This window comes from Burkholderia sp. BCC1999 (assembly GCF_905339975.1).
In the GTDB taxonomy this organism is placed as follows: Bacteria; Pseudomonadota; Gammaproteobacteria; order Burkholderiales; family Burkholderiaceae; genus Burkholderia.
On the sequence record NZ_CAJPHP010000010.1, the window covers coordinates 226850 to 246578 of the forward strand.

General features: G+C 68.7%; 15 protein-coding genes. 8 read left to right on the forward strand and 7 right to left on the reverse strand.

Annotated features, from left to right (window positions below; translation table 11 throughout):
* Both U5809_RS16935 and U5809_RS16940 read right to left on the reverse strand, forming a co-directional pair.
* On the reverse strand, nucleotides 1–1788 hold the full coding sequence (locus tag U5809_RS16935) for an SDR family oxidoreductase (protein WP_322087367.1): 1788 nt from the start codon (nucleotides 1786–1788) through the stop codon (nucleotides 1–3).
* Between the two features lie 45 nt (nucleotides 1789–1833).
* Entirely contained in the window at nucleotides 1834–2733 is a 900-nt protein-coding gene (locus U5809_RS16940; protein ID WP_322087368.1) for a M24 family metallopeptidase, read from the reverse strand.
* Between the two features lie 427 nt (nucleotides 2734–3160).
* Here U5809_RS16940 and U5809_RS16945 point away from each other — a divergent pair, with 427 nt between their 5' ends.
* The gene (locus U5809_RS16945; RefSeq protein WP_322087369.1) at nucleotides 3161–4438 is read left to right on the forward strand and encodes a haloacid dehalogenase-like hydrolase; all 1278 of its coding nucleotides are present in this window, start codon (nucleotides 3161–3163) and stop codon (nucleotides 4436–4438) included.
* 81 nt (nucleotides 4439–4519) lie between these two features.
* Here the strand turns inward: U5809_RS16945 and U5809_RS16950 are convergent, their stop codons facing one another.
* From U5809_RS16950 to U5809_RS16960, 3 genes are all read right to left on the reverse strand, one after another.
* On the reverse strand, nucleotides 4520–5293 hold the full coding sequence (locus U5809_RS16950) for a slipin family protein (RefSeq protein ID WP_322087370.1): 774 nt from the start codon (nucleotides 5291–5293) through the stop codon (nucleotides 4520–4522).
* A complete protein-coding gene (locus tag U5809_RS16955) occupies nucleotides 5290–6870 on the reverse strand; it encodes a nodulation protein NfeD (RefSeq protein WP_322087371.1) in 1581 nt (526 codons plus the stop codon). The genes U5809_RS16950 and U5809_RS16955 overlap by 4 nt, the downstream gene beginning before the upstream one ends.
* 121 nt (nucleotides 6871–6991) lie before the next feature.
* Complete coding sequence (locus U5809_RS16960) at nucleotides 6992–8026, reverse strand: AraC family transcriptional regulator (protein WP_322087372.1); 1035 nt, start codon at nucleotides 8024–8026, stop codon at nucleotides 6992–6994.
* Nucleotides 8027–8163: 137 nt separating this feature from the next.
* On the opposite strand from U5809_RS16960, the gene U5809_RS16965 reads away from it, so the two are divergent.
* The 6 genes from U5809_RS16965 (at nucleotide 8164) to U5809_RS16990 (ending at nucleotide 15634) form a co-directional block, all read left to right on the forward strand.
* Complete coding sequence (locus U5809_RS16965; RefSeq protein WP_023477775.1) at nucleotides 8164–9297, forward strand: acyl-CoA dehydrogenase family protein; 1134 nt, start codon at nucleotides 8164–8166, stop codon at nucleotides 9295–9297.
* A gap of 160 nt (nucleotides 9298–9457) precedes the next feature.
* Nucleotides 9458–11164 carry an AMP-binding protein gene (locus U5809_RS16970; RefSeq protein ID WP_322087373.1) on the forward strand — a complete coding sequence of 569 codons (1707 nt, stop codon included), beginning with the start codon at nucleotides 9458–9460 and terminating at the stop codon, nucleotides 11162–11164.
* Nucleotides 11165–11274: 110 nt separating this feature from the next.
* Nucleotides 11275–12789 (forward strand): CoA-acylating methylmalonate-semialdehyde dehydrogenase, encoded by a 1515-nt coding sequence (locus U5809_RS16975; protein WP_282508739.1) that lies wholly within the window; start codon nucleotides 11275–11277, stop codon nucleotides 12787–12789.
* An 18-nt stretch (nucleotides 12790–12807) separates the two neighbouring features.
* Nucleotides 12808–13707 carry a 3-hydroxyisobutyrate dehydrogenase gene (gene mmsB / locus U5809_RS16980; RefSeq protein WP_322087374.1) on the forward strand — a complete coding sequence of 300 codons (900 nt, stop codon included), beginning with the start codon at nucleotides 12808–12810 and terminating at the stop codon, nucleotides 13705–13707.
* The gene (locus U5809_RS16985) at nucleotides 13707–14498 is read left to right on the forward strand and encodes an enoyl-CoA hydratase (RefSeq protein ID WP_176048534.1); all 792 of its coding nucleotides are present in this window, start codon (nucleotides 13707–13709) and stop codon (nucleotides 14496–14498) included. Before mmsB ends, U5809_RS16985 begins: the two co-directional genes overlap by 1 nt.
* Entirely contained in the window at nucleotides 14495–15634 is a 1140-nt protein-coding gene (locus U5809_RS16990; RefSeq protein ID WP_322087375.1) for an enoyl-CoA hydratase/isomerase family protein, read from the forward strand. Before U5809_RS16985 ends, U5809_RS16990 begins: the two co-directional genes overlap by 4 nt.
* Before the next feature lie 48 nt (nucleotides 15635–15682).
* On the opposite strand, the gene U5809_RS16995 is transcribed toward U5809_RS16990, so the two are convergent.
* The gene (locus U5809_RS16995; RefSeq protein ID WP_322087376.1) at nucleotides 15683–16603 is read right to left on the reverse strand and encodes a LysR family transcriptional regulator; all 921 of its coding nucleotides are present in this window, start codon (nucleotides 16601–16603) and stop codon (nucleotides 15683–15685) included.
* 178 nt (nucleotides 16604–16781) lie between these two features.
* Here U5809_RS16995 and U5809_RS17000 point away from each other — a divergent pair, with 178 nt between their 5' ends.
* On the forward strand, nucleotides 16782–18320 hold the full coding sequence (locus U5809_RS17000) for an MFS transporter (protein WP_322087377.1): 1539 nt from the start codon (nucleotides 16782–16784) through the stop codon (nucleotides 18318–18320).
* Nucleotides 18321–18354: 34 nt separating this feature from the next.
* On the opposite strand, the gene U5809_RS17005 is transcribed toward U5809_RS17000, so the two are convergent.
* Nucleotides 18355–19728 carry an efflux transporter outer membrane subunit gene (locus U5809_RS17005; protein WP_322087378.1) on the reverse strand — a complete coding sequence of 458 codons (1374 nt, stop codon included), beginning with the start codon at nucleotides 19726–19728 and terminating at the stop codon, nucleotides 18355–18357.
* Between the last annotated feature and the right edge of the window lies 1 nt (nucleotide 19729).

Consider the following 19729-nt stretch of genomic DNA (forward strand, 5'->3'; position numbering starts at 1 on the left):
TCAATGCGATGCCATGCTGACGCGGGCGATCATTCGGCCGAGCCACGGCATGAAGCGGCCGACGAAGCGCATCGCGTGCGCCTCGCCGCCGACCGCGACGACGGGGCGGTTGCGCAGCACGCCGTCGACCATTGCCTGCGCGACGGTTTCCGGTTTCAGGCCGCGCATCTGGTACAGCTTCGTCGCGCGCTTGCGCAGCCGCGCTTCGTCCTGTGCGTTGGCGCCCGCGTATTGCGTCGACGCCATGATTCCGGTCTCCGCGAAACCGGGGCACACGGCCGTCACGCCGATGCCTTGCTCCGCGAGTTCCGCGCGCATGCATTCGCTGAGCATCAGCACGGCGGCCTTCGTCGTCGCATATGCGGGCAGGTCGCGCGACGGCCCGAACGCGGCGGCCGACGCGGTGTTGACGATGTGCCCGCCGGTGCCGCGCGCGGCCATCTGCTGCGCGAACAGTCGCGAGCCGTGGATCACGCCCCACAGGTTCACATGCAGGACGCGCTCCCAGTGCCGCGCGCTCGTGTCGAGGATGCCGCCGGCCATGCCGATGCCCGCGTTGTTGATCACGATGTCCGCGCCGCCGAGTTCGCTGCCGACCCATGTCGCGAGCGTTTCCATCTCGTCGGCGGACCCGACGTCGACACGTTTCGCGTGTGCCTGCGCGCCGGTCAGCCCGAGCAGCAGCGCGGTGCGTTCGGCGCTCGCGAGATCGATGTCGCACGCGACGACCGTCGCACCTTCGCGGGCGAACGCAAGCGCCGCGCAGCGGCCGATGCCGCTGCCCGCGCCGGTGACGACCGCGACCTTGCCGCTGAAACGGCCGCTCGTTGCGCGGCGGCGCGCGTTCGCGAGCGCGGGCGGTTCGTTGCCCGATTCGACCGCGTCGATCAGTTGCCCGGCGAGATCCGCGAAGCGCGCGGGATCGGCGAGCGGCAGCCAGTGGCCGGCCGCGACTTCGCGACGGTAGTACTGCGGTACCCAGCGCGACAGGTTCTCGGACAGCGCAGGGCTCACGTACTTGTCGCCGAGCGGCACGATCGTCTGCACCGGCGCATGCGCGTAGCGTTCGCGCGGCGCGAACAGGCAGCGGATGAAGTTCGCGCGATAGAGGCGCACGCCGCGCGCGCCGTCGTCGGCCTGCGTCGGGCGCGGCGTGGCCGGTGTCTTCTCGAGCCGGCGCAGCAGGCGCGGCCACGCGCGGCCGAGCCACAGCCGCCAGCCGAGCTCGGGGATGAACGGCAGGTGGAACAGGTACACGTACCACGATCGCACGAGCTGGCCGCCGAGCCTGGCGAGCGATGCGGGCGTCGGGCGCAGCACGCGTTCGCGCAGCCAGAAGCCGACATGGTCGAGGCACGGCCCCGAGCACGACGTGTACGACGCGATGCGGCCCGCGAGGCGCGCATCGGTGACGAATTCCCAGCCCTGGATCGAGCCCCAGTCGTGCGCGATCAGATGCACGGCGCGGCCGGGGCAGAGCGCGTCGATCACCGCGACGAAGTCGTCGGTCAGTTTCGCGAGGTGGTAGTCGGCCGTGCGCTTCGGCGCGCCGGACAGGCCCGCGCCGCGCACGTCGTAGGCGATCACGTAGTGCTTGCGCGCGAGCAGCGGCGCGACGTGCTGCCAGACGCTGCTGTCGTCGGGATAGCCGTGCACCAGCACGACCGGCGAGCGGGCCGGGTCGCCCCAGGTCTTGACCGCGAGCGTCAGGTCGCCGGAGGTGACCGCCGTTTCGCTATGAACCGATTCGAACAGGGCCAGCGGCGCTTCGTCTGAAAGAGGCTGCATCGTGAGTCCGTCGTTCAGGGATTCGGGAGGAAGGGCGCGCTCGCGTCAGGCGGCGGCCGGCACGATCGCGACGGCCTGCGCACGCTCGGCCTGGCGATGCTGCCAGCGGCGCACGTGCGGGAGGTCTTCGTCGAGCCAGTACGCGTCGTCTTCGGTGATGACGAGCAGCTCTTCGAATTTCGCGCCGACGCCGGCGAAGCCGAGATGCGGCTCGACGGCCCACAGGCCCGGCACCGGCGCATGCTCGGAGCGGCGGTCGATAGACCACAGCGGCGACCAGCCTTGCTGCTTCGCCGCGCGGCCCTGGTCGAGCAGCAGGTTGCGCGTCGCGTTCAGCCCGAAGCGCGCGACGAAGCGCGGCTTCGACAGCTTGTGGATCTTCGCGACGCGATGCGCGAGCACCTTGAACGGATAGGCCTTGTGGCGCGGCTCGACACCCTGGCGGCGGCACAGCGCGTCGACTTCCTGCGCGACCTCGGCCATCGGCCGGCGCGCCTTCACGAGCCGCACGATCATCTCGCGGTGGTCCATCAGGTCGTCCTGCAACTGTTCGAGGATCGGGTTGTGGCCCAGGCAGTGCGCGTAGCCGACGTCGGCGACGATGCCGTCGAGCACCGGCGCGACGTCGAGGATCACCGGCATGTCGGTTTCGAGCTGGCGGTTGCTCGGGAAGAACGCGAGATTGAAGCCGCCCATGTGCTTGAGGCCCGAGAAGCCCTCGAACGCCGTGCGGTCGCCGAACCACGCGAACGGCTTGTGCAGCCAGTCGTGCACGCCGTTGTCCTGCAGCCATTCGGTCAGGAGGCGAGCGGCTTCCTTCTCGGTGATGCCGGGATAGAGCATTGCGCCGACGGTTTCGACGCAGCGGTACGCCAGCTGCTGGACCGCGCGGAATTGCGGCAGTTCGTCGAGGTGGACTTCCGGCAACGGGTGATGGTCGGCCATGGTGCGTCTCCGTTGGGGCGCTGATCCGGAACGCGCCCGCCGGCATCGCCGTCGCGGGTTATTCAGTCAGCATTTAATGTGTCATTGAGTAATGTAACGATCATAGACGGATACGCGCGCCGGGAAGTGAGGATTTGTCCTAATGGAAGGGGGAAATGGAGGGGAACCTCTAGGTTTCCGGGCGATGTCGCGGGTGGGCCCGTTGTCGGCCCGGATGGCCGTTCGGCCATCTGGTGGCGCCCGGCATGTCGCGCCGGATCAACTCGCCGTCGCGTCGCGGCGTGACGCTGTCAAATTGCCGAAATAATTTCGTCACATCATTCGCCCCCAATTCGAAGCCGCCCCGGCCTCGCGACGGCGATGAGCCGCCAGTGCGCCGCACGGGGCAGTGACCGAAACCGATTCGACATTTCCACGGAGAGAGACCATGCAACGCCGCCAGTTCATGAACACCCTTGCCGCGGCGACCGCCGCGACGTCGCTGATGCTCAAGACCGGCACCGCCGATGCGAAGAGCGCAACCGCGCCGGACGCGCTGGACCCGGGCCGCTGGTCGCCGTTCAACGCCGCGCGCCTGCAGGCGGTGCTCGACCGGCATGGCGTCGCGAGCGCGCGCTACGACGAAAAGCGCCGCCCGTACGCGGTGTTCGACTGGGACAACACGTGCATCATGAACGACTGCGAAGAGGCGTTGCTGATGTACCAGATCAACCATCTTCAGTACAAGCTGACGCCGGACGAATTCGTCGCCGTGATGTGGAAGGACGTGCCGAAGGGCGCGTTCATGAAGGATTACACGACCGTCGACGGCAAGCCGGTGACGATGGAGGATCTCGCCGCCGACGTCGAATCCGACTACCGCTGGCTCTACGCGAACTACAAGGGTTTCGGCGGCGAGAAGAGCCTCGACGAGATTCGCGAGACCGACCAGTTCAAGGATTTCCGCGCGAAGCTGTACTTCATGTACGACGCGATCTGCGACACGCACCCGCTCGAAGTCGGCTACAAGTGGATCATCTACTTCTACAAGAACATGACGACCGCCGAGCTGCAGGCGATGGCGGAAGCGTCGGACAACTACGGGATCGGCGACGCGCTGCGCAAGGTCCGCTATGAAAGCCCGAAGACGCTGCCGGGCAAGGCCGGCGTGGTGGCCGACACGCATTTCCACGGCATTCGCATTCATGAGGAGATCCGCGCGGTGATGCACACGCTGCGCGCGAACGGCATCGACGTGTACGTGAGCACTGCGTCGCTCGACGATGTCGTGCGCGTGTTCGCCGGCAATCCGAACTACGGCTACGGCGTGCCGCCGGAGAACGTGATCGGTCTGCGCCTCGACATGCGGGACGGCAAGTACACGAGCACCTATCCGGCCGGCTGGCATTTCAACTGGGGGCCCGGCAAGACGGTGGGCATCCGCAACGTGCTCGAATCGAAGAAGGGCTACGGGCCGCTGCTGGTGTTCGGCGACAGCGACGGCGACGCGTGGATGCTGCGCGACTTCAAGGACACCGCGGCCGGCGTGATCGTCAACCGGATGAAGAAGGGCGAGATCGGCGCGGACAGCAAGCTCGCGGCCGAGCAGATCGGCCAGCAGGACGCGCGTTTCCTGCTGCAGGGCCGCGATGAGCACACGGGCCTGATGATTCCGGACGAGAAGTCGATCAAGTACGGCAAGACCGAGCGCAAGCTGCTTGCTTGACGTGTGTCGCGTGCCGGGCCTTGGCGGCCCGGCATCCGGCGGGATCGACGGCGCCGCCGCGCGGGCCGGAACATGCGCGTTTCAGCGCTCGCGCGGCGCGCCCAGCCGCTCCAGCAACGCCCCCAGCAGATCGACCGGCAGCGGAAACACGATCGTCGAGTTCTTGTCCGCGGCGATCGTCGTCAGCGTCTGCAAATAGCGCAGCTGCATCGCCTGCGGTTGCAGCGCGAGCCGCTGCGCGGCCTGCAGCAGCTTCTCCGACGCCTGCAGTTCGCCTTCCGCGTGAATCACCTTCGCGCGTCGCTCGCGTTCGGCTTCGGCCTGCCGCGCGATCGCGCGGATCATCGTTTCGTTCAGGTCGACGTGCTTGATCTCGACCGTCGATACCTTGATCCCCCATGCATCGGTCTGTGCGTCGAGCGTTTTCTGGATGTCGGCATTTAACTGCTCGCGCTCGGCGAGCAGTGCGTCGAGTTCGTGCTTGCCGAGCACCGCGCGCAGCGTCGTCTGCGCGAGCTGGCTCGTCGCCTCGAAGAAGCGCGCCACCTGGATCACGGCCTTCTCCGGATCGACCACGCGGAAATACACGACCGCATTGACCTTCACCGACACGTTATCGCGCGTGATCACGTCCTGCGCGGGCACGTCGAACACGACGGTGCGCAGGTCGATCCGCACGACCTGCTGGACGATCGGGATGATCAGCACGAGCCCCGGCCCCTTCACCTTCCAGAACCGGCCGAGCATGAACACCACGCCGCGCTCGTACTCGCGGAAGATGCGGATCGACGACGCGACGAGCACCACGACGAAGACGATCAGGACACTGCTGAAGCCGAACGTGTAGCCGATCATGACGGCTCTCCTTGATGTTGTTCTTGCGCCGGTATGTCGTAGAGCGGAGCGACGGTGAGCAGCAGCCCGTGGCGCCCGGTGACGCGCACGCGGCAGCCCGCGGCGAGCGGCGCGCTGCTCGCCACGCGCCAGCGCTCGCCGCACACGCGCGCCCAGCCGGCGGCCGATGGCGCAGCGCCGGCCGCGCCGTGCGTCTGGTCGGCCTGCAGGCCGTCGTCGAGCACCTCGCCGATGCTGCCGAGCATTGCCTCGGCGCCCGTTACGACCGGGCGGCGCCGCGCGCGCAGCGCGACGCTCGACACGCCCGCGACGAGCAGCCCGCCGCCGAGCGCGAGGCTCGCGATCACGGGCCATGGAATCCCGTAGCCGGGCACGTCGGTGTCGATCAGCATCAGCGCGCCGATCGTGAACGACACGATCCCGCCAAAGCCGAGCACGCCGAAGGTCGGCAGGAATGCCTCGGCGACGAGGCAACCGAGGCCGAGCAGCACGAGGCCGAGGCCCGCATAGCTGACCGGCAGCAGCTGCATCGCGAACAACCCGACCAGCAGGCAGATCGTGCCGGCGACGCCCGGCAGTACGAAGCCGGGGTTCGCGAACTCGAAGAAAAGACCGTAGATGCCGATCGTCAGCAGGATCAGCGCGACGTTCGGATCGGTGATGATCAACAGAAAGTGGCTGCGCCAGTCGGGTTCGACCACGACGAGCGGCGTATGCGCGGTCGCCAGCCGCACCGTGCCGGCGGTGGTCGTCGCGCTGCGGCCGTCGAGCTGGCGCGCGAGATCGGCCGGATCCTGTGCGATCAGGTCGACCACGTGCTGCGCGCGCGCCTCGCTGGCCGACAGGCTGACGGCTTCGCGCACCGCGCGCTCGGCCCATTCGGCATTGCGCCCGCGCAACTGCGCGAGGCCGCGGATATAGGCCGACGCGTCCTGCATCGCCTTGCGGATCTCGGTCGATTGCGTGTCGGTCGGCAGCGCGGCCGGCGACGCGCCCGACGCACCCGACGCACCCGAGGCACCCGAGGCACCCGACGTCCCGGCCGCGGGCGGCCGTGGCGCAGCGGGGTTCGCGCCCGGCGGCGCGGCGCCGCCGACGCCGATCTGCACGGGCGACGCCGCGCCGAGATTGGTGCCGGGCGCCATCGCCGCGAAGTGGCTCGCATAGACGATGTAGGTGCCCGCGCTCGCGGCCCGTGCGCCACCCGGCGCGACGAACGCGGCCACCGGCACCGGCGAGCCGAGGATCGCCTTGATGATCTGCCGCATCGATGTATCGAGGCCGCCGGGCGTGTCGAGTTGCAGGATCGCGAGCGGTGCGTGCTCGCGGGCGGCACGGTCGAGCGAGCGCACGATGAAATCGGCGCTGGCCGGGCCGATTGCGCCGTTGATCGGGATCACGATGACCGGGCGAGCGGCAGCGGGCGCGTCGACAGGAGACGGTGCGGCGACTGCGGCGCACACGACGAGCAGCGCCGCGAACAGCGCGGCGCGCGCGACCCGCGCGGACAGCGGGTGACGGGGGCGGCCGTCGGGCGCGGCAGGCGCCGGCGGCGGCTCATGACGGTGAAAGCGCATCGGGACGTCCGGGCGGCGCGCGGCCGCGCGCCGTCCGGCTCGCGGAAAGGGCGTGGGCCCGATGCTTAAAGATTAGGCGGTTTCGGCGGAAAGCGCGAAACCGTGGCCGCGTGGCGCAGAGTCAGACCGCGCCGCCGCCGCGCGCGAGCACTTCGTCGCGATAATCGGCCGGGCTGCGCCCGCTCCATTTGCGAAACGCGCGGTAGAACGCGCTGGGTTCCGCGAAACCGGTTGCGGCCGCGACGTCGGCGATCGTGCGCGCGGGGTCGGCCAGCGCCTCGAACGCGAGGTCACGCCGCAGCGTGTCCTTGATCGACTGGTAGGCCTGGCCTTCCTGGTGCAGCTTGCGGCGCAGCGTGGCCTCGGCCACGTGCAGCCGCGCGGCCATCCCGCCCGCGCCCGGCCACGCGGCGGGCGGCATCCCGCGCAGCACCGCGCGCACCCGCTGCGCGAGCGCATTCGGGTTGCGGTACTTGACGATGAAGCTGGCCGGCGCGTTGCGCAGGAACGTCTTCAGCGTCTTCGTGTTCTGCACGACCGGCAGCGTCGCGAATTCGGGATCGAAATCGACATACGAATCGGGTTCGTTGAACCGCATGTCGTCGCAGAACATCGACGGGTACTCGTGGTCGGCGGGCGGCGTGTCGCAGCGGAAGCTCGCATGCAGCAGCGGAATGCGGCGCCCGATCAGCCAGCAGGTCAGCCCGTACACGATGATGAAATAGGTCGCGTACGTGAACATCGCGGGCGTCGCGCCGTTGTTGCGGTGCACGAAGCGCAACCGCACGCGCTGCGGGTTCGCGTCGAGCTCCGCGTGCAGGTCGTCGAGCACGCAATGCATGAAATTCACCGCGCGCGCCATCGCGTGCAGCCCGTCGCGCGCGGTTAGCGCGGACTGGCTCATCGCGATGAAGCTGCCGCTGCGCATCGGGTGGCGATCCTGCCCGAAAAACTCGTCGTCCATCGTGCGCGCGATCGCGTTCCACAACGCGCCGTACTGCTGCGCGCTCACGCGTGCGCGCGGCTGCTCGAGCAGCGCGGGTGCGATGCCGGCCTGCGCGAGCAGCGGCTCGGCCGCAACGCCGCGTCGCGTGGCGAGCGCGACGCTGTAAGCGACGAGGCTGATCGCGACGGTTCCCTTGTCTTCCTGCTTCATCCGTGCCGCCGGTGTGGCAAAAACGCTCAGTGTAAATGAGCGACGCGAGCATCGAACAGTCGCGCCGGCTTGCCTACACTTGTTGCATCGAAACGCAAGGACGGTCGCGCCCGGCGGCCGCGGGAGACAGCAGCACCATGGACGAGCTTTATACCGAAGACCAGCGGATGATCCGCGATGCCGCGCGCGCCTTTGCGACCGAGATGCTGGCGCCGAACGCTGCGCAGTGGGACCACGACGCGCACCTGCCCGACGCGATCGTCGCGCAGCTCGGCGAACTCGGCCTGCTCGGGATGATCGTGCCGCAGGAGCTGGGCGGCTCGTATACGGACTACGTGGCCTACGCGCTGGCGATGGAAGAGGTCGCCGCCGGCGACGCCGCGTGCGCGACGATGATGAGCGTGCACAACTCGGTCGGCTGCGGGCCGATCCTCGGTTTCGGCACGCCGGCGCAAAAGGATCGCTGGCTGGCCGACATGGCGGCCGGCCGCGTGATCGGCGCGTTCTGCCTGACCGAGCCGCACGCCGGTTCCGAGGCGAACAACCTGCGCACGCGTGCGGAACTGCGCGACGGCAAATGGGTGCTGAACGGCGCGAAGCAGTTCGTGACCAACGGCCAGCGCGCCGGGGTGGCGATCGTTTTTGCCATGACCGACCCGGAAGCCGGCAAGCGCGGCATTTCCGCGTTCCTGGTGCCGACCGACACGCCGGGCTTCATCGTCGGCAAGCCCGAGAAGAAGATGGGTATCCGCGCGTCGGATACGTGCCCGATCACGTTCGAGAACTGCGCGATTCCGGAAGAGAACCTGCTCGGCAATCGCGGCGAAGGGCTGAAGATCGCGCTGTCGAACCTCGAGGGCGGCCGTATCGGCATCGCCGCGCAGGCGCTTGGCATCGCGCGCGCGGCGTTCGACAAGGCGCGCCGTTATGCGGGCGAGCGCGTGCAGTTCGGCAAGCCGATCGCCGAGCACCAGGCGATCCAGCAGAAGCTCGCCGACATGGCCGTGCAGATCAACGCCGCGCGCCTGCTCGTGCATCACGCGGCGAAGCTGCGCACGGCCGGCTTGCCGTGCCTGTCGGAAGCGTCGCAGGCGAAGCTGTTCGCGTCCGAGATGGCCGAGCGCGTGTGTTCGGATGCGATCCAGATCCACGGCGGCTACGGCTACCTGGTCGATTACGAGGTCGAGCGTCACTATCGCGACGCACGCATCACGCAGATTTACGAAGGCACCAGCGAAGTGCAGCGGATGGTGATCGCACGGCAGCTTTGAGCCGCGACGGTCGCCCCGGTCGAAACATCACGCAAGGCACGAGGGCAGCGCGGCGAACGCGGCACGCAACGACGTGACCGTGCGCCGCACCAGGGGAAACCGCGCATGGGCTGCAGCGCATGCGCTGGTTGACCGCGAGACATGGAGACCGGAGGAAACGATGACGGTACAGGCATTCCTGAACGCACGCGACTTTCTGCTGCGCCATCGCACCGACTACGAAACCGCGTACCGCGATTTCGAATGGCCGGTGCTCGATGCGTTCAACTGGGCGCTCGACTACTTCGACCCGATGGCGCGCGGCAACGACCAGCCCGCGCTGTGGATCGTCGACGCGGCGACCGGTACGGGCGATCCGTATTCGTTCGCGCAGATGTCCGAGCGTTCGTCGCGGATCGCGAACTGGCTGCGTTCGATCGGCGTCGTGCGCGGCGACCGCATCCTGCTGATGCTGCCGAACCGTGTCGAGCTGTGGGACGCGATGCTCGCCGCGATGAAGCTCGGCGCGATCGTGCTGCCTGCCACCACGCAACTGTCGCCCGACGACGTGCGCGACCGCGTGCAGATCGGCGGCGCGAAATACGTGATCGTCGACGAGAACGAAACCGCCAAATTCGAACAGCCCGACCTCGGCCTCGCGCAGAAGATCGTCGCGGGTGCGCCGCGCGCGGGCTGGCTCGCGATGAACGACGGCTATGCGGCCAGCGCCGAATTCGAGCCGGACGCCGTCACGCACGCGAACGATCCGATGCTGCTGTACTTCACGTCGGGCACGACGTCGAAGCCGAAGCTCGTCGAGCATACGCACCGCACCTATCCGGTCGGGCATCTGTCGACGATGTACTGGGTCGGCCTGCAGCCGGGCGACATCCACTGGAACATCAGCTCGCCGGGCTGGGCGAAGCACGCGTGGAGCTGCTTCTTCGCGCCGTGGAATGCGCAGGCGTGCGTGTTCGCATTCAACTACGCGCGTTTCGAGCCGAAGGTCGTGCTCGATGCGCTCGTCAAATACCAGGTCACGACGCTGTGTGCGCCGCCGACCGTGTGGCGCATGCTCGTGCAGCAGCCGCTCGCGTCGTTCGACGTGAAGCTGCGCGAGATCGTCGGCGCGGGCGAGCCACTGAATCCCGAGATCATCGAGCGTGTGAAGAAGGCGTGGAACATCGCGATTCGCGACGGCTACGGCCAGACCGAGACGACCTGCCTGATCGGCAACTCGCCGGGCCAGCCGGTGGTCGCGGGCTCGATGGGGCGGCCGCTGCCCGGCTACCGGATCGCGCTGCTCGACCCGGACGGCGCGCCCGTGACCGAAGGTGAAGTCGCGCTGCCGATCGGCCCCGACGTCACGCGCCCGGTCGGGCTGATGACCGGCTACGCGAACAATCCCGATGCGACGGCCCATGCGATGCGCGACGGCCACTACCGCACGTCGGACATCGCGATGCGCGGCGACGACGGCTACTACGTGTATATCGGCCGCGCGGACGACGTGTTCAAGTCGTCCGACTACCGGCTGAGTCCGTTCGAACTCGAGAGCGTGCTGATCGAGCATCCGGCGATCGCCGAGGCGGCCGTCGTGCCGAGCCCCGACCCCGTGCGGCTGTCGGTGCCGAAGACCTTCATCACGCTGCGGCAGGGCTACGAGGAAAGCCCCGAGCTGGCGCTGGAGATCTTCCGTTTCTCGCGCGAGAAGCTCGCGTCGTACAAGCGCATCCGCCGCCTGCAGTTCGCCGATCTGCCGAAGACGATCTCGGGGAAGATCCGCCGCGTCGAGTTGCGCCGCCGCGAGATCGAGCGTGGCGACGACGCGAGCGCGCGCATGCCCGGCGAATACTGGGAAGAAGATTTTGCCGCCGAACTGAAATGACGTGACCGCGGGCCGAGCGCGCCGCTTGTCGCGGCCGCCGCCCGCAGCCGAACTGAACCGGCCGCGCGGCGATATCGCGCTTCGCGGCCCTCTGCAAGGAGAGTGGATCGATGAACGCGAATTCGAAAGACGTGCCGACGGTCAAGCTGCTGATCGACGGCGCCTTCGTCGAGTCCGCCACGAACGAGTGGCGCGACATCGTCAACCCGGCGACGCAACAGGTGCTCGCACGCGTGCCGTTCGCGACCGTCGCGGAAGTCGACGCGGCCGTGCAGGCCGCGCACACCGCGTACGCGACGTGGAAGAACACGCCGATCGCCGCACGCATGCGCATCATGCTGAAGTTTCAGGATCTCGTGCGCACGAACCAGCAGCGCATCGCGAAGACGCTGACGGCCGAACAGGGCAAGACGATTCCCGATGCCGAAGGCGACATCTTCCGCGGCCTCGAAGTGGTCGAGCACGCGTGCTCCATCGGTTCGCTGCAGCTCGGCGAATTCGCGGAGAACGTCGCGGGCGGCGTCGACACCTACACGCTGCGCCAGCCGCTCGGCGTGTGCGCGGGCATCACGCCGTTCAATTTTCCCGCGATGATTCCGCTGTGGATGTTCCCGATGGCGATCGTCTGCGGCAACACGTTCGTGCTGAAGCCGTCGGAACAGGACCCGATGTCGACGATGGAGCTCGTCGAGCTCGCGATCGAGGCAGGCGTACCGAAAGGCGTATTGAACGTCGTGCATGGCGGCAAGGAAGTCGTCGATGCGATCTGCACGCATCCGCTCGTGAAGGCCATCTCGTTCGTCGGCTCGACGGCCGTCGGCACGCACGTGTACAACCTCGGCAGCGCGCACGGCAAGCGCGTGCAGTCGATGATGGGCGCGAAGAATCATGCGGTGGTGTTGCCCGATGCGAACCGCGAGCAGACGATCAATGCACTCGTCGGCGCCGGCTTCGGCGCGGCAGGGCAGCGCTGCATGGCGACGTCGGTTGCGGTGCTGGTTGGCGAAGCGCGCGACTGGCTGCCCGATCTCGTCGCCAAGGCGAAGCTGTTGAAGGTGAATGCGGGCGCGGAAGCCGGCACCGACGTCGGCCCGGTCGTATCGAAGACCGCGAAGGAGCGCATCCTCTCGCTGATCGAAGCGGGTGTGAACGAAGGCGCGAAGCTCGAACTCGACGGCCGCGACGTGAAGGTGGCCGGCTACGAAAGCGGCAACTTCATCGGCCCGACGATCTTCTCGGGCGTGAAGACCGGCATGTCGATCTACACGCACGAAATCTTCGGTCCGGTGCTCGTCGTGCTCGAAGCCGGAACGCTCGACGAAGCGATCGCGCTCGTCAACGCGAATCCGTTCGGCAACGGCGTGGGCCTGTTCACGCAAAGCGGCGCGGCGGCGCGCAAGTTCCAGAGCGAGATCGACATCGGCCAGGTCGGCATCAACATCCCGATCCCGGTGCCGGTGCCGTTCTTCAGCTTCACCGGTTCGCGCGGCTCGAAGCTCGGCGATCTCGGCCCGTACGGCAAGCAGGTCGTGCAGTTCTACACGCAGACGAAGACGGTTACCGCGCGCTGGTTCGACGACGACACGACGGCCGGCCCGGTTAACACGACGATCCGGCTGCATTGAGCGGCGGAGGACTCCAAAATGAAAATCGGATTTATCGGCCTCGGTCATATGGGCGCGCCGATGGCGCTGAACCTGCTGAAAGCAGGCCACGAAGTGCATGCGTTCGACCTGAGCGCCGATGCGTTGCGCGCGCTGCAGGACGCCGGCGCGCAGGTGGCCGCGTCGCCGCGCGATGCCGCATCGGGTGCGACGTTCGTCATCACGATGCTGCCGGCCGCACCGCACGTGCGCTCGGTGCTGTCGGGCGAAAACGGCGTGCTGGCGGGCCTCGGCGCGGGCGCGACCGTGATCGATTCGAGCACGATCGACCCGGCCAGCGCACAGGCGTTCGGCGCGCTGGTGCGCGAGCACGGCGGCGCGTTCGTCGATGCGCCGGTGTCGGGCGGCACCGGCGGTGCGGCGGCCGGCACCTTGACCTTCATGGTCGGCGGCAGCGATGCGGATTTCGAGCGCGTGAAGCCCGTGCTCGCCGGCATGGGCAAGAACATCGTCCACTGCGGCGCGACGGGCATGGGGCAGGTCGCGAAGGTCTGCAACAACCTCGTGCTCGGCATCTCGATGGCGGCCGTGTCGGAGGCGATGTCGCTCGGCGTCGCGCTCGGCATCGACCCGAAGGTGCTGGCCGGCATCGTCAACACGTCGACGGGCCGCTGCTGGAGCTCGGACACCTACAACCCGTATCCGGGCGTGATCGGGACCGCGCCGTCGTCGCGCGGCTACTCGGGCGGCTTCGGCACCGACCTGATGCTGAAGGATCTCGGCCTCGCGAACGACGCGGCGAAGCAGGCGCGCCAGCCCGTCTATCTCGGCGCGCTCGCGCAGCAGCTGTACCAGACGATGAGCAGCCGCGGCGACGGGCAACTCGATTTCTCGGCGGTGATCCGCCTGTACCAACCGGCAACGAAGAAGGACGCGTGATGATCGAACTGGACTACGTCGACGACGGTGCGATCGCGTGCGCGACGCTCAAGCGTCCGCCCGCGAACGCCTTTACCGCCGACGGGCTGCAGCAGTTGCAGGCAACCGTCGCGGAACTGAATGCGAACCCGCGCGTGCGCGCACTGGTGATCACCGGCGACGGCCCGAAGTTCTTCAGCGCGGGCGCCGATCTCAACACGTTCGCCGACGGCGACCGCGCGGTCGCGCGCGCGATGGCGTCGCGCTTCGGCGCGGCGTTCGAGGCGCTGCATGACGCGCGCGTCGTGACGATCGCCGCGATCAACGGCTATGCGATGGGCGGCGGGCTCGAATGCGCGCTCGCGTGCGACCTGCGGATCGCCGAGACGCATGCGCAGATGGCGCTGCCCGAGCCGTCGGTCGGCCTGCTGCCGTGCGGGCTCGGCACGCAGACGCTGCCCTGGCTCGTCGGCGAAGGCTGGGCGAAGAAGATCATCCTGACCGGCGCGCGCGTCGACGCGGCCACCGCGCTGCGGATCGGCCTCGTCGAGGACGTGGTCGAAAGCGGCGCCGCACGCGATGCGGCGCTGGCGCTCGCGCGCAACGTCGCGCGGCAGAGCCCGCACGCGGTCGCGTACAGCAAGGAGCTGATCGGCCTCGCGCGCCGTGGCGTGCCGCGCAGCGCGGCGCTCGCGGTCGAACGCGAACGCTTCGTCGACCTGTTCGAGACGAACGATCCGCGCGAGGGTGTAGCCGCGTTCCTCGGCAAGCGCGCGCCGCAGTGGAATACCGACGGAGAGCCGCAACGATGAGCACGCCGGTCACGAATCACGACGCGTTCGCGGAGCACGCGCCCGAGGTGCTGTTCCGCGTGGTGAATCGCGTGGCGCTGATCACGCTGAACCGTCCGGCCGCGCTCAACGCGCTGTCGTACGCGATGATCGGCGAGCTGGCCGAGCTCCTCGAGCGCTGCCGCCACGACGACCAGATCGTCGCGGTCGTGCTGCGCGGCGCGGGCGAGAAGGGCTTCTGCGCGGGCGGCGACGTGCGTGCGCTGTACCGGATGGTCGCGCAGCGCGAAACCTGGCTGCCGTTCTTCGTCGACGAATACCGGCTCGACTACGCGATCCACACGTTCCCGAAACCGGTGGTCGCGCTGATGGACGGCGTGACGATGGGCGGCGGCATGGGGCTCGCGCAAGGCGCCGCACTGCGCGTGGCGACCGAGCGCAGCAAGATCGCGATGCCGGAGACGCGCATCGGCCTCGTGCCCGATGTCGGCGCGACGCATTTCCTGTCGCGCATGCCGGTCGAACTCGAACTGTACGTCGGGCTGACCGGCGCGATGCTGTCGGGCGCCGACGCGCTGACCGCCAAGCTCGCGGATCTGTGCGTGCCGTCCGCGTGGCTCGACACGTTCGAGACGCGCATCGAAAGCGTCAAGTGGGAAGGCGACGCGTTGCCGTTGCTGCGCAAGGTGTTCGAGCCGCCGTGCAACGTGGTGCCGCATGCGGCGCTCGACAGCCAGATGCCGTGGATCGTCCGCCACTTCGACAGGCGCTCGACCGTCGAGCGGATCGTCGCGACGCTGACGCAGGAACTCGCGCGCGAGGACCTGTCGCGCGAGCACCGTCAATGGCTGCAGGCGACGCTCGATGCGCTCGCGAGCCATTCGCCGACGATGCTCTCCGTGACGCGCGAGGCGTTGTTGCGCGGCCGGCAGATGACGCTGGCCGAATCGTTCCGGATGGAACTCGGCATCGTGGCGCGTGCGATCGAGGAAGGCGACTTCTGCGAAGGCGTGCGCGCGCATCTCGTCGACAAGGATCGCAAGCCGCGCTGGGCGCCCGCGTCGCTCGTCGAAGTGCGCGCCGAACGCGTGCGGCATTTCCTGACGTCGCCGTGGAAGCTGTTCGCGCATCCGCTCGCCGATCTCGGCGCGGCGTGATCGCCCGACGCGCCGTGCGGCGGCGCGTCGGCTTCAACTCCCCTCATCTCATCGCACTTCGTCCGCTCGCTCGATCATCGGCGGAATCGCCTGTGCGAGCGCGTCGATCACGCAGCGCGTCTTGCGCGGCAGGTAGCGCGTCTTCGGCCAGATCGCGTGAATGTCGCCTTCGCAGACGAAGCAGCGATCGAGCACGACGACCATTTCGCCGCGCTTGACGTAATGGTCGAGCAGCCAGCTCGGCACCCAGGCGATCCCGAACCCCGACGCGCCGGCCGCCGCGATCGCCTGCACGTCGTCGAAACTCAGTTGATGCGGCATGTCGATGCGCACCGTCGAGCCGTCCGGCGCGCGCAAGTCCCACGGTTGGACCACGCCCGAGCGTGAATACGCGATCGTGCGGTGCTGCTTCAGGTCGTCGAGCGTTTTCGGCATTCCGTAGCGCGCGAGATACGACGGCGCGGCGCCAAGGCTGCCGTATTGCGTGCCGAGCCGGCGCACGGCGAGGCTCGTGCTGTCGGCGAGCGTGCCGATCCGTACCGCGAGATCGATGCCTTCCTCGACGAGATCGACGAAGCGGTCGGTGATCGACACGTCGATCCGAAGGTGCGGGTAATTGCGCGCGAGATCGAGCACGATCGGCGTCACGCAGTGGTGCCCGAACGCGAGCGGCACGCTCAACCGCAGCTTGCCGCGGGCCTCGTTGCGGCCGCAATCGAGATCGGCTTCCGCCGCTTCCAGTTCCGCCAGCGCGCGCACGCAGCGGTCGTAATACGCCTGGCCGTCGTCGGTCAGGCTCTGGCTGCGCGTCGTGCGCTGCAGCAGCCGCGCGCCGAGCCGTTTCTCGAGCCGCGCGATGGCCTTGCCGACCGCCGAGCGCGTCATGTCGAGCCGCTCCGCCGCGAGCGCGAAGCTGCCCGATTCCACTACCTGAACGAAGGTCGTTACGCCGTCGAGTCTGTCGGTCATCACGGGTTGCGTCGATTGAGTCCTGAGATTCCCCAGTTCGTGGAAATGCACGCGTCAATGGGGATGGAAATTCTCACTATAGTACCGATTCCCGTCCAGCGTGCGATGCCGGCCGCACGCGGCGCATCTCACTCACCTGGAGGCGCGCGGCCTGTCGCCGGGCCGCCGCGCAATACGCATGACGCTATCCGACTCTCGCAGGAATGCGGTCGCACTCGCGGCCGTCTGTCTCACGTCGCTGATGTTCGGCCTCGAAATCTCGAGCGTGCCGGTGATCCTGCCGACGCTCGAACACGTGCTGCATGGCGATTTCAACGGCATGCAGTGGATCATGAACGCGTACACGATCGCGTGCACGACGGTGCTGATGGCGGCCGGCACGCTTGCCGATCGGTTCGGCCGCAAGCGCGTGTACGTGATCGGCACCGTGCTGTTCGGTGCGACGTCGCTGCTGTGCGGGCTCGCGCCGAACGTGCCGGTGCTCGTCGCGGGCCGGCTGCTGCAGGGCGCGAGCGGTGGCGCGATGCTGATCTGCCAGATTGCCGTACTGTCGCACCAGTTCCGCGAGGGCCGCGAGCGCGGCCGCGCGTTCGGGATCTGGGGGATCGTGTTCGGCATCGGGCTCGGCTTCGGGCCGATCGTCGGCGGCGCGATCGTCGCGCTGGCGAGCTGGCCGTGGGTGTTCCTCGTCCACGCGCCGCTCGCGGCCATCGCGCTCGTGCTGATCGGCGGCGCAGTGCAGGAGTCGCGCGATCCGCATGCGGGCACGCTCGACGTCGCGGGCATCGTCACGTTGTCGCTCGCGGTGCTCGGCCTCGCGTTCTACATCACGCAAAGCGCGGAACTCGGGCTGGCCAGTGCCGCCGGCCTGGGCGTGCTCGGTGCGACCGTGCTGGCGGTGGCCGGCTTCTTCATTGCGGAGCGCGCCAGCGCGCGGCCGATGTTCGACTTCTCGGTGTTCCGGATCCGTGCATTCACCGGCGCGATCTTCGGCTCGATGGGGATGAACTTCAGCTTCTGGCCGTTCATGATCTACCTGCCGATCTGGTTCCAGGTCGCGCTCGGCTACGACAGCGTGACGGCCGGCCTCGCATTGCTCGCGTACACGTTGCCGACGCTGGTCGCGCCGCCGTTCGGCGAACGGCTCGCGCTGCGCTACGGGCCGGGCGTCGTGATTCCGGGCGGCCTGTTCACGATCGCGGCCGGCTTCGCGCTGATGCGGCTCGGCAGCGCGGCCGAGCATGCGAGCTGGCTGACGATGCTGCCCGGCTGCGTGATCGCGGGCATCGGGCTCGGGTTGACGAACACGCCCGTCACCAATACGACGACGGGGGCCGTGCCGAGTTCGCGGGCCGGGATGGCGTCGGGGATCGACATGAGTGCGCGGATGATCTCGCTCGCGCTGAACATCGCGGCGATGGGCTTCGTGCTGGTCGCGGGGATCGTCGCGAGCCTGAAGGGCGGGGTGGCGGGCGCGATCGGCGATGCCGCGCTGCGCCGACTTGCGCAGGAGATTGCGTCGGGTCGCACCGACGGGCTGCACGCGATTGCGCCGGCGCTCGCGCAGGCCGATCCGACCGGTGCGGCGCTGCATGCGGCGCTCGTACACGGCTTCGGCTGGGTGATGGTGTACGGCGCGGCCGGTGTGGCCGTGCTGGCGACCGCGAGCGCGGTGGCGTTCGCACCCGCGCGGCGCGGGGCGGCCGTGTGCGAATGATGGGGCCGGCCCGCCTGCGGGATTCGACTGTCCGTCAGGACGTCCCGCCGCCGAGCGCGCGGTACAGCGTCATCTGGTTGTTGAGCCGGTTCAGGCGCGTCAGTTCGTCGGCGCTTTGCGCGCTCCTCAGCACCTGCTGCTGGTCGAGCCACGGCTGCACGGCGGTCGCACCGGCCGCGAAGCGCGCGGCGGCCAGCCGCTCGGCACGCTGCGCCTGGGCCAGCGACAGGGCGCGCTGCTCGGCTTCGCGTTCGAGCTGCACGCGTGCCGACAGCGCATTCTCGACTTCCGCGAGCGCCGTGTAGAGCCGCTGGCGGAACCCGACCACCGCTTCCTCGTACTGCGATTTCGACACCTTGATCTGCAACTGCATCGTGTTCCACTGGATGAACGGCAGCGCGAGGCCGAGCCCGAGCGTGCCGACCGGATTCGTCAGCACGCGCTCGAGGCTCGTGCTCGTCGTGCCGGCGCTGCCGGTCAGCGTGAAGGTCGGGTAGAAGCTCGTGCGCGTCGCGTCGACCTGCGCGAGCGACTCGCGCAGCCGGAATTCCGCCGCGCGCAAGTCGGGCCGCCGGCCGAGCAGGCTCGCGGGCAGGCCGGCCGCGACTTCCGGCGGCGCCGCGTCGGGCAGGGCCGGCGGTTCGGCCGCAAGCTGCTGCGGCGGCCGGTCGAACAGGATGGCGAGCGCGTGGCGGTTCTCGGTACGCTGCTGGATCAGCTGCGTCTGCGCGGCGCGTTGCGCGGCGAGGCTTTGTTCGGCTTGCGCGAGGTCGAGTCCCGATACGGCGCCGGCCGTGTGCCGCGACCGAACGACCGCGAGCGTGCGCACCGCATACGCGATGTTCGCGTCGCCGAGTGCGATCTGCCGGTTCAGATAGCCGATCTGCCAGTACAGCGACGCGGTCGTGCCGATCAGCGACAGCCGGGCGGCTTCGAGATCGGCGGCCGTCGCATCGGCTTCCCAGCGCGCGGCGTCGCGCAGCGCGGCCAGCCGGCCCCACAGGTCGATTTCATAGCTGAGCGAACCGTTGATGCCGCTCGACCGGCTCATCTGGTGCGTATCGAGCGTGCGCGACACGGCGCCGTTCGCGCCGGCCGTCACGTTGGGTGTCAGGTTCGTATCGGCGAGCCCGGCTTGCAGTTGCGCGCGATACACGCGGATCGCCGCGATCGCGAGGTCGTTGTTGGCGCGCAGCGCGTCGTCGATCAGTGCGTCGAGTTGCGGATCGCCGAAGCTGCGCCACCAGTCGTGCGTGGTGGCCGGCGCGTCGGCCGCGACCGGCGCGGCCCAGTTCGCGGGCATCGCGACGGCCGGCACCGGGTCGTGGCGTATGCCCGCGCAGCCGGCGAGCAGCGCGGCCGCACAGGCGAATGCGCCGAGGCGGCGAAGCGGTGAGGAATGCGTCATG

What these genes read in the sequence shown, in the direction of transcription:
- U5809_RS16935 (WP_322087367.1), bottom strand. Translation starts at nt 1,788, where the DNA reads ATGCAGCCTCTTTCAGACGAAGCGCCGCTGGCCCTGTTCGAATCGGTT.
- U5809_RS16940 (WP_322087368.1), bottom strand. Translation starts at nt 2,733, where the DNA reads ATGGCCGACCATCACCCGTTGCCGGAAGTCCACCTCGACGAACTGCCG.
- U5809_RS16945 (WP_322087369.1), top strand. Translation starts at nt 3,161, where the DNA reads ATGCAACGCCGCCAGTTCATGAACACCCTTGCCGCGGCGACCGCCGCG.
- U5809_RS16950 (WP_322087370.1), bottom strand. Translation starts at nt 5,293, where the DNA reads ATGATCGGCTACACGTTCGGCTTCAGCAGTGTCCTGATCGTCTTCGTC.
- U5809_RS16955 (WP_322087371.1), bottom strand. Translation starts at nt 6,870, where the DNA reads ATGCGCTTTCACCGTCATGAGCCGCCGCCGGCGCCTGCCGCGCCCGAC.
- U5809_RS16960 (WP_322087372.1), bottom strand. Translation starts at nt 8,026, where the DNA reads ATGAAGCAGGAAGACAAGGGAACCGTCGCGATCAGCCTCGTCGCTTAC.
- U5809_RS16965 (WP_023477775.1), top strand. Translation starts at nt 8,164, where the DNA reads ATGGACGAGCTTTATACCGAAGACCAGCGGATGATCCGCGATGCCGCG.
- U5809_RS16970 (WP_322087373.1), top strand. Translation starts at nt 9,458, where the DNA reads ATGACGGTACAGGCATTCCTGAACGCACGCGACTTTCTGCTGCGCCAT.
- U5809_RS16975 (WP_282508739.1), top strand. Translation starts at nt 11,275, where the DNA reads ATGAACGCGAATTCGAAAGACGTGCCGACGGTCAAGCTGCTGATCGAC.
- mmsB (WP_322087374.1), top strand. Translation starts at nt 12,808, where the DNA reads ATGAAAATCGGATTTATCGGCCTCGGTCATATGGGCGCGCCGATGGCG.
- U5809_RS16985 (WP_176048534.1), top strand. Translation starts at nt 13,707, where the DNA reads ATGATCGAACTGGACTACGTCGACGACGGTGCGATCGCGTGCGCGACG.
- U5809_RS16990 (WP_322087375.1), top strand. Translation starts at nt 14,495, where the DNA reads ATGAGCACGCCGGTCACGAATCACGACGCGTTCGCGGAGCACGCGCCC.
- U5809_RS16995 (WP_322087376.1), bottom strand. Translation starts at nt 16,603, where the DNA reads ATGACCGACAGACTCGACGGCGTAACGACCTTCGTTCAGGTAGTGGAA.
- U5809_RS17000 (WP_322087377.1), top strand. Translation starts at nt 16,782, where the DNA reads ATGACGCTATCCGACTCTCGCAGGAATGCGGTCGCACTCGCGGCCGTC.
- U5809_RS17005 (WP_322087378.1), bottom strand. Translation starts at nt 19,728, where the DNA reads ATGACGCATTCCTCACCGCTTCGCCGCCTCGGCGCATTCGCCTGTGCG.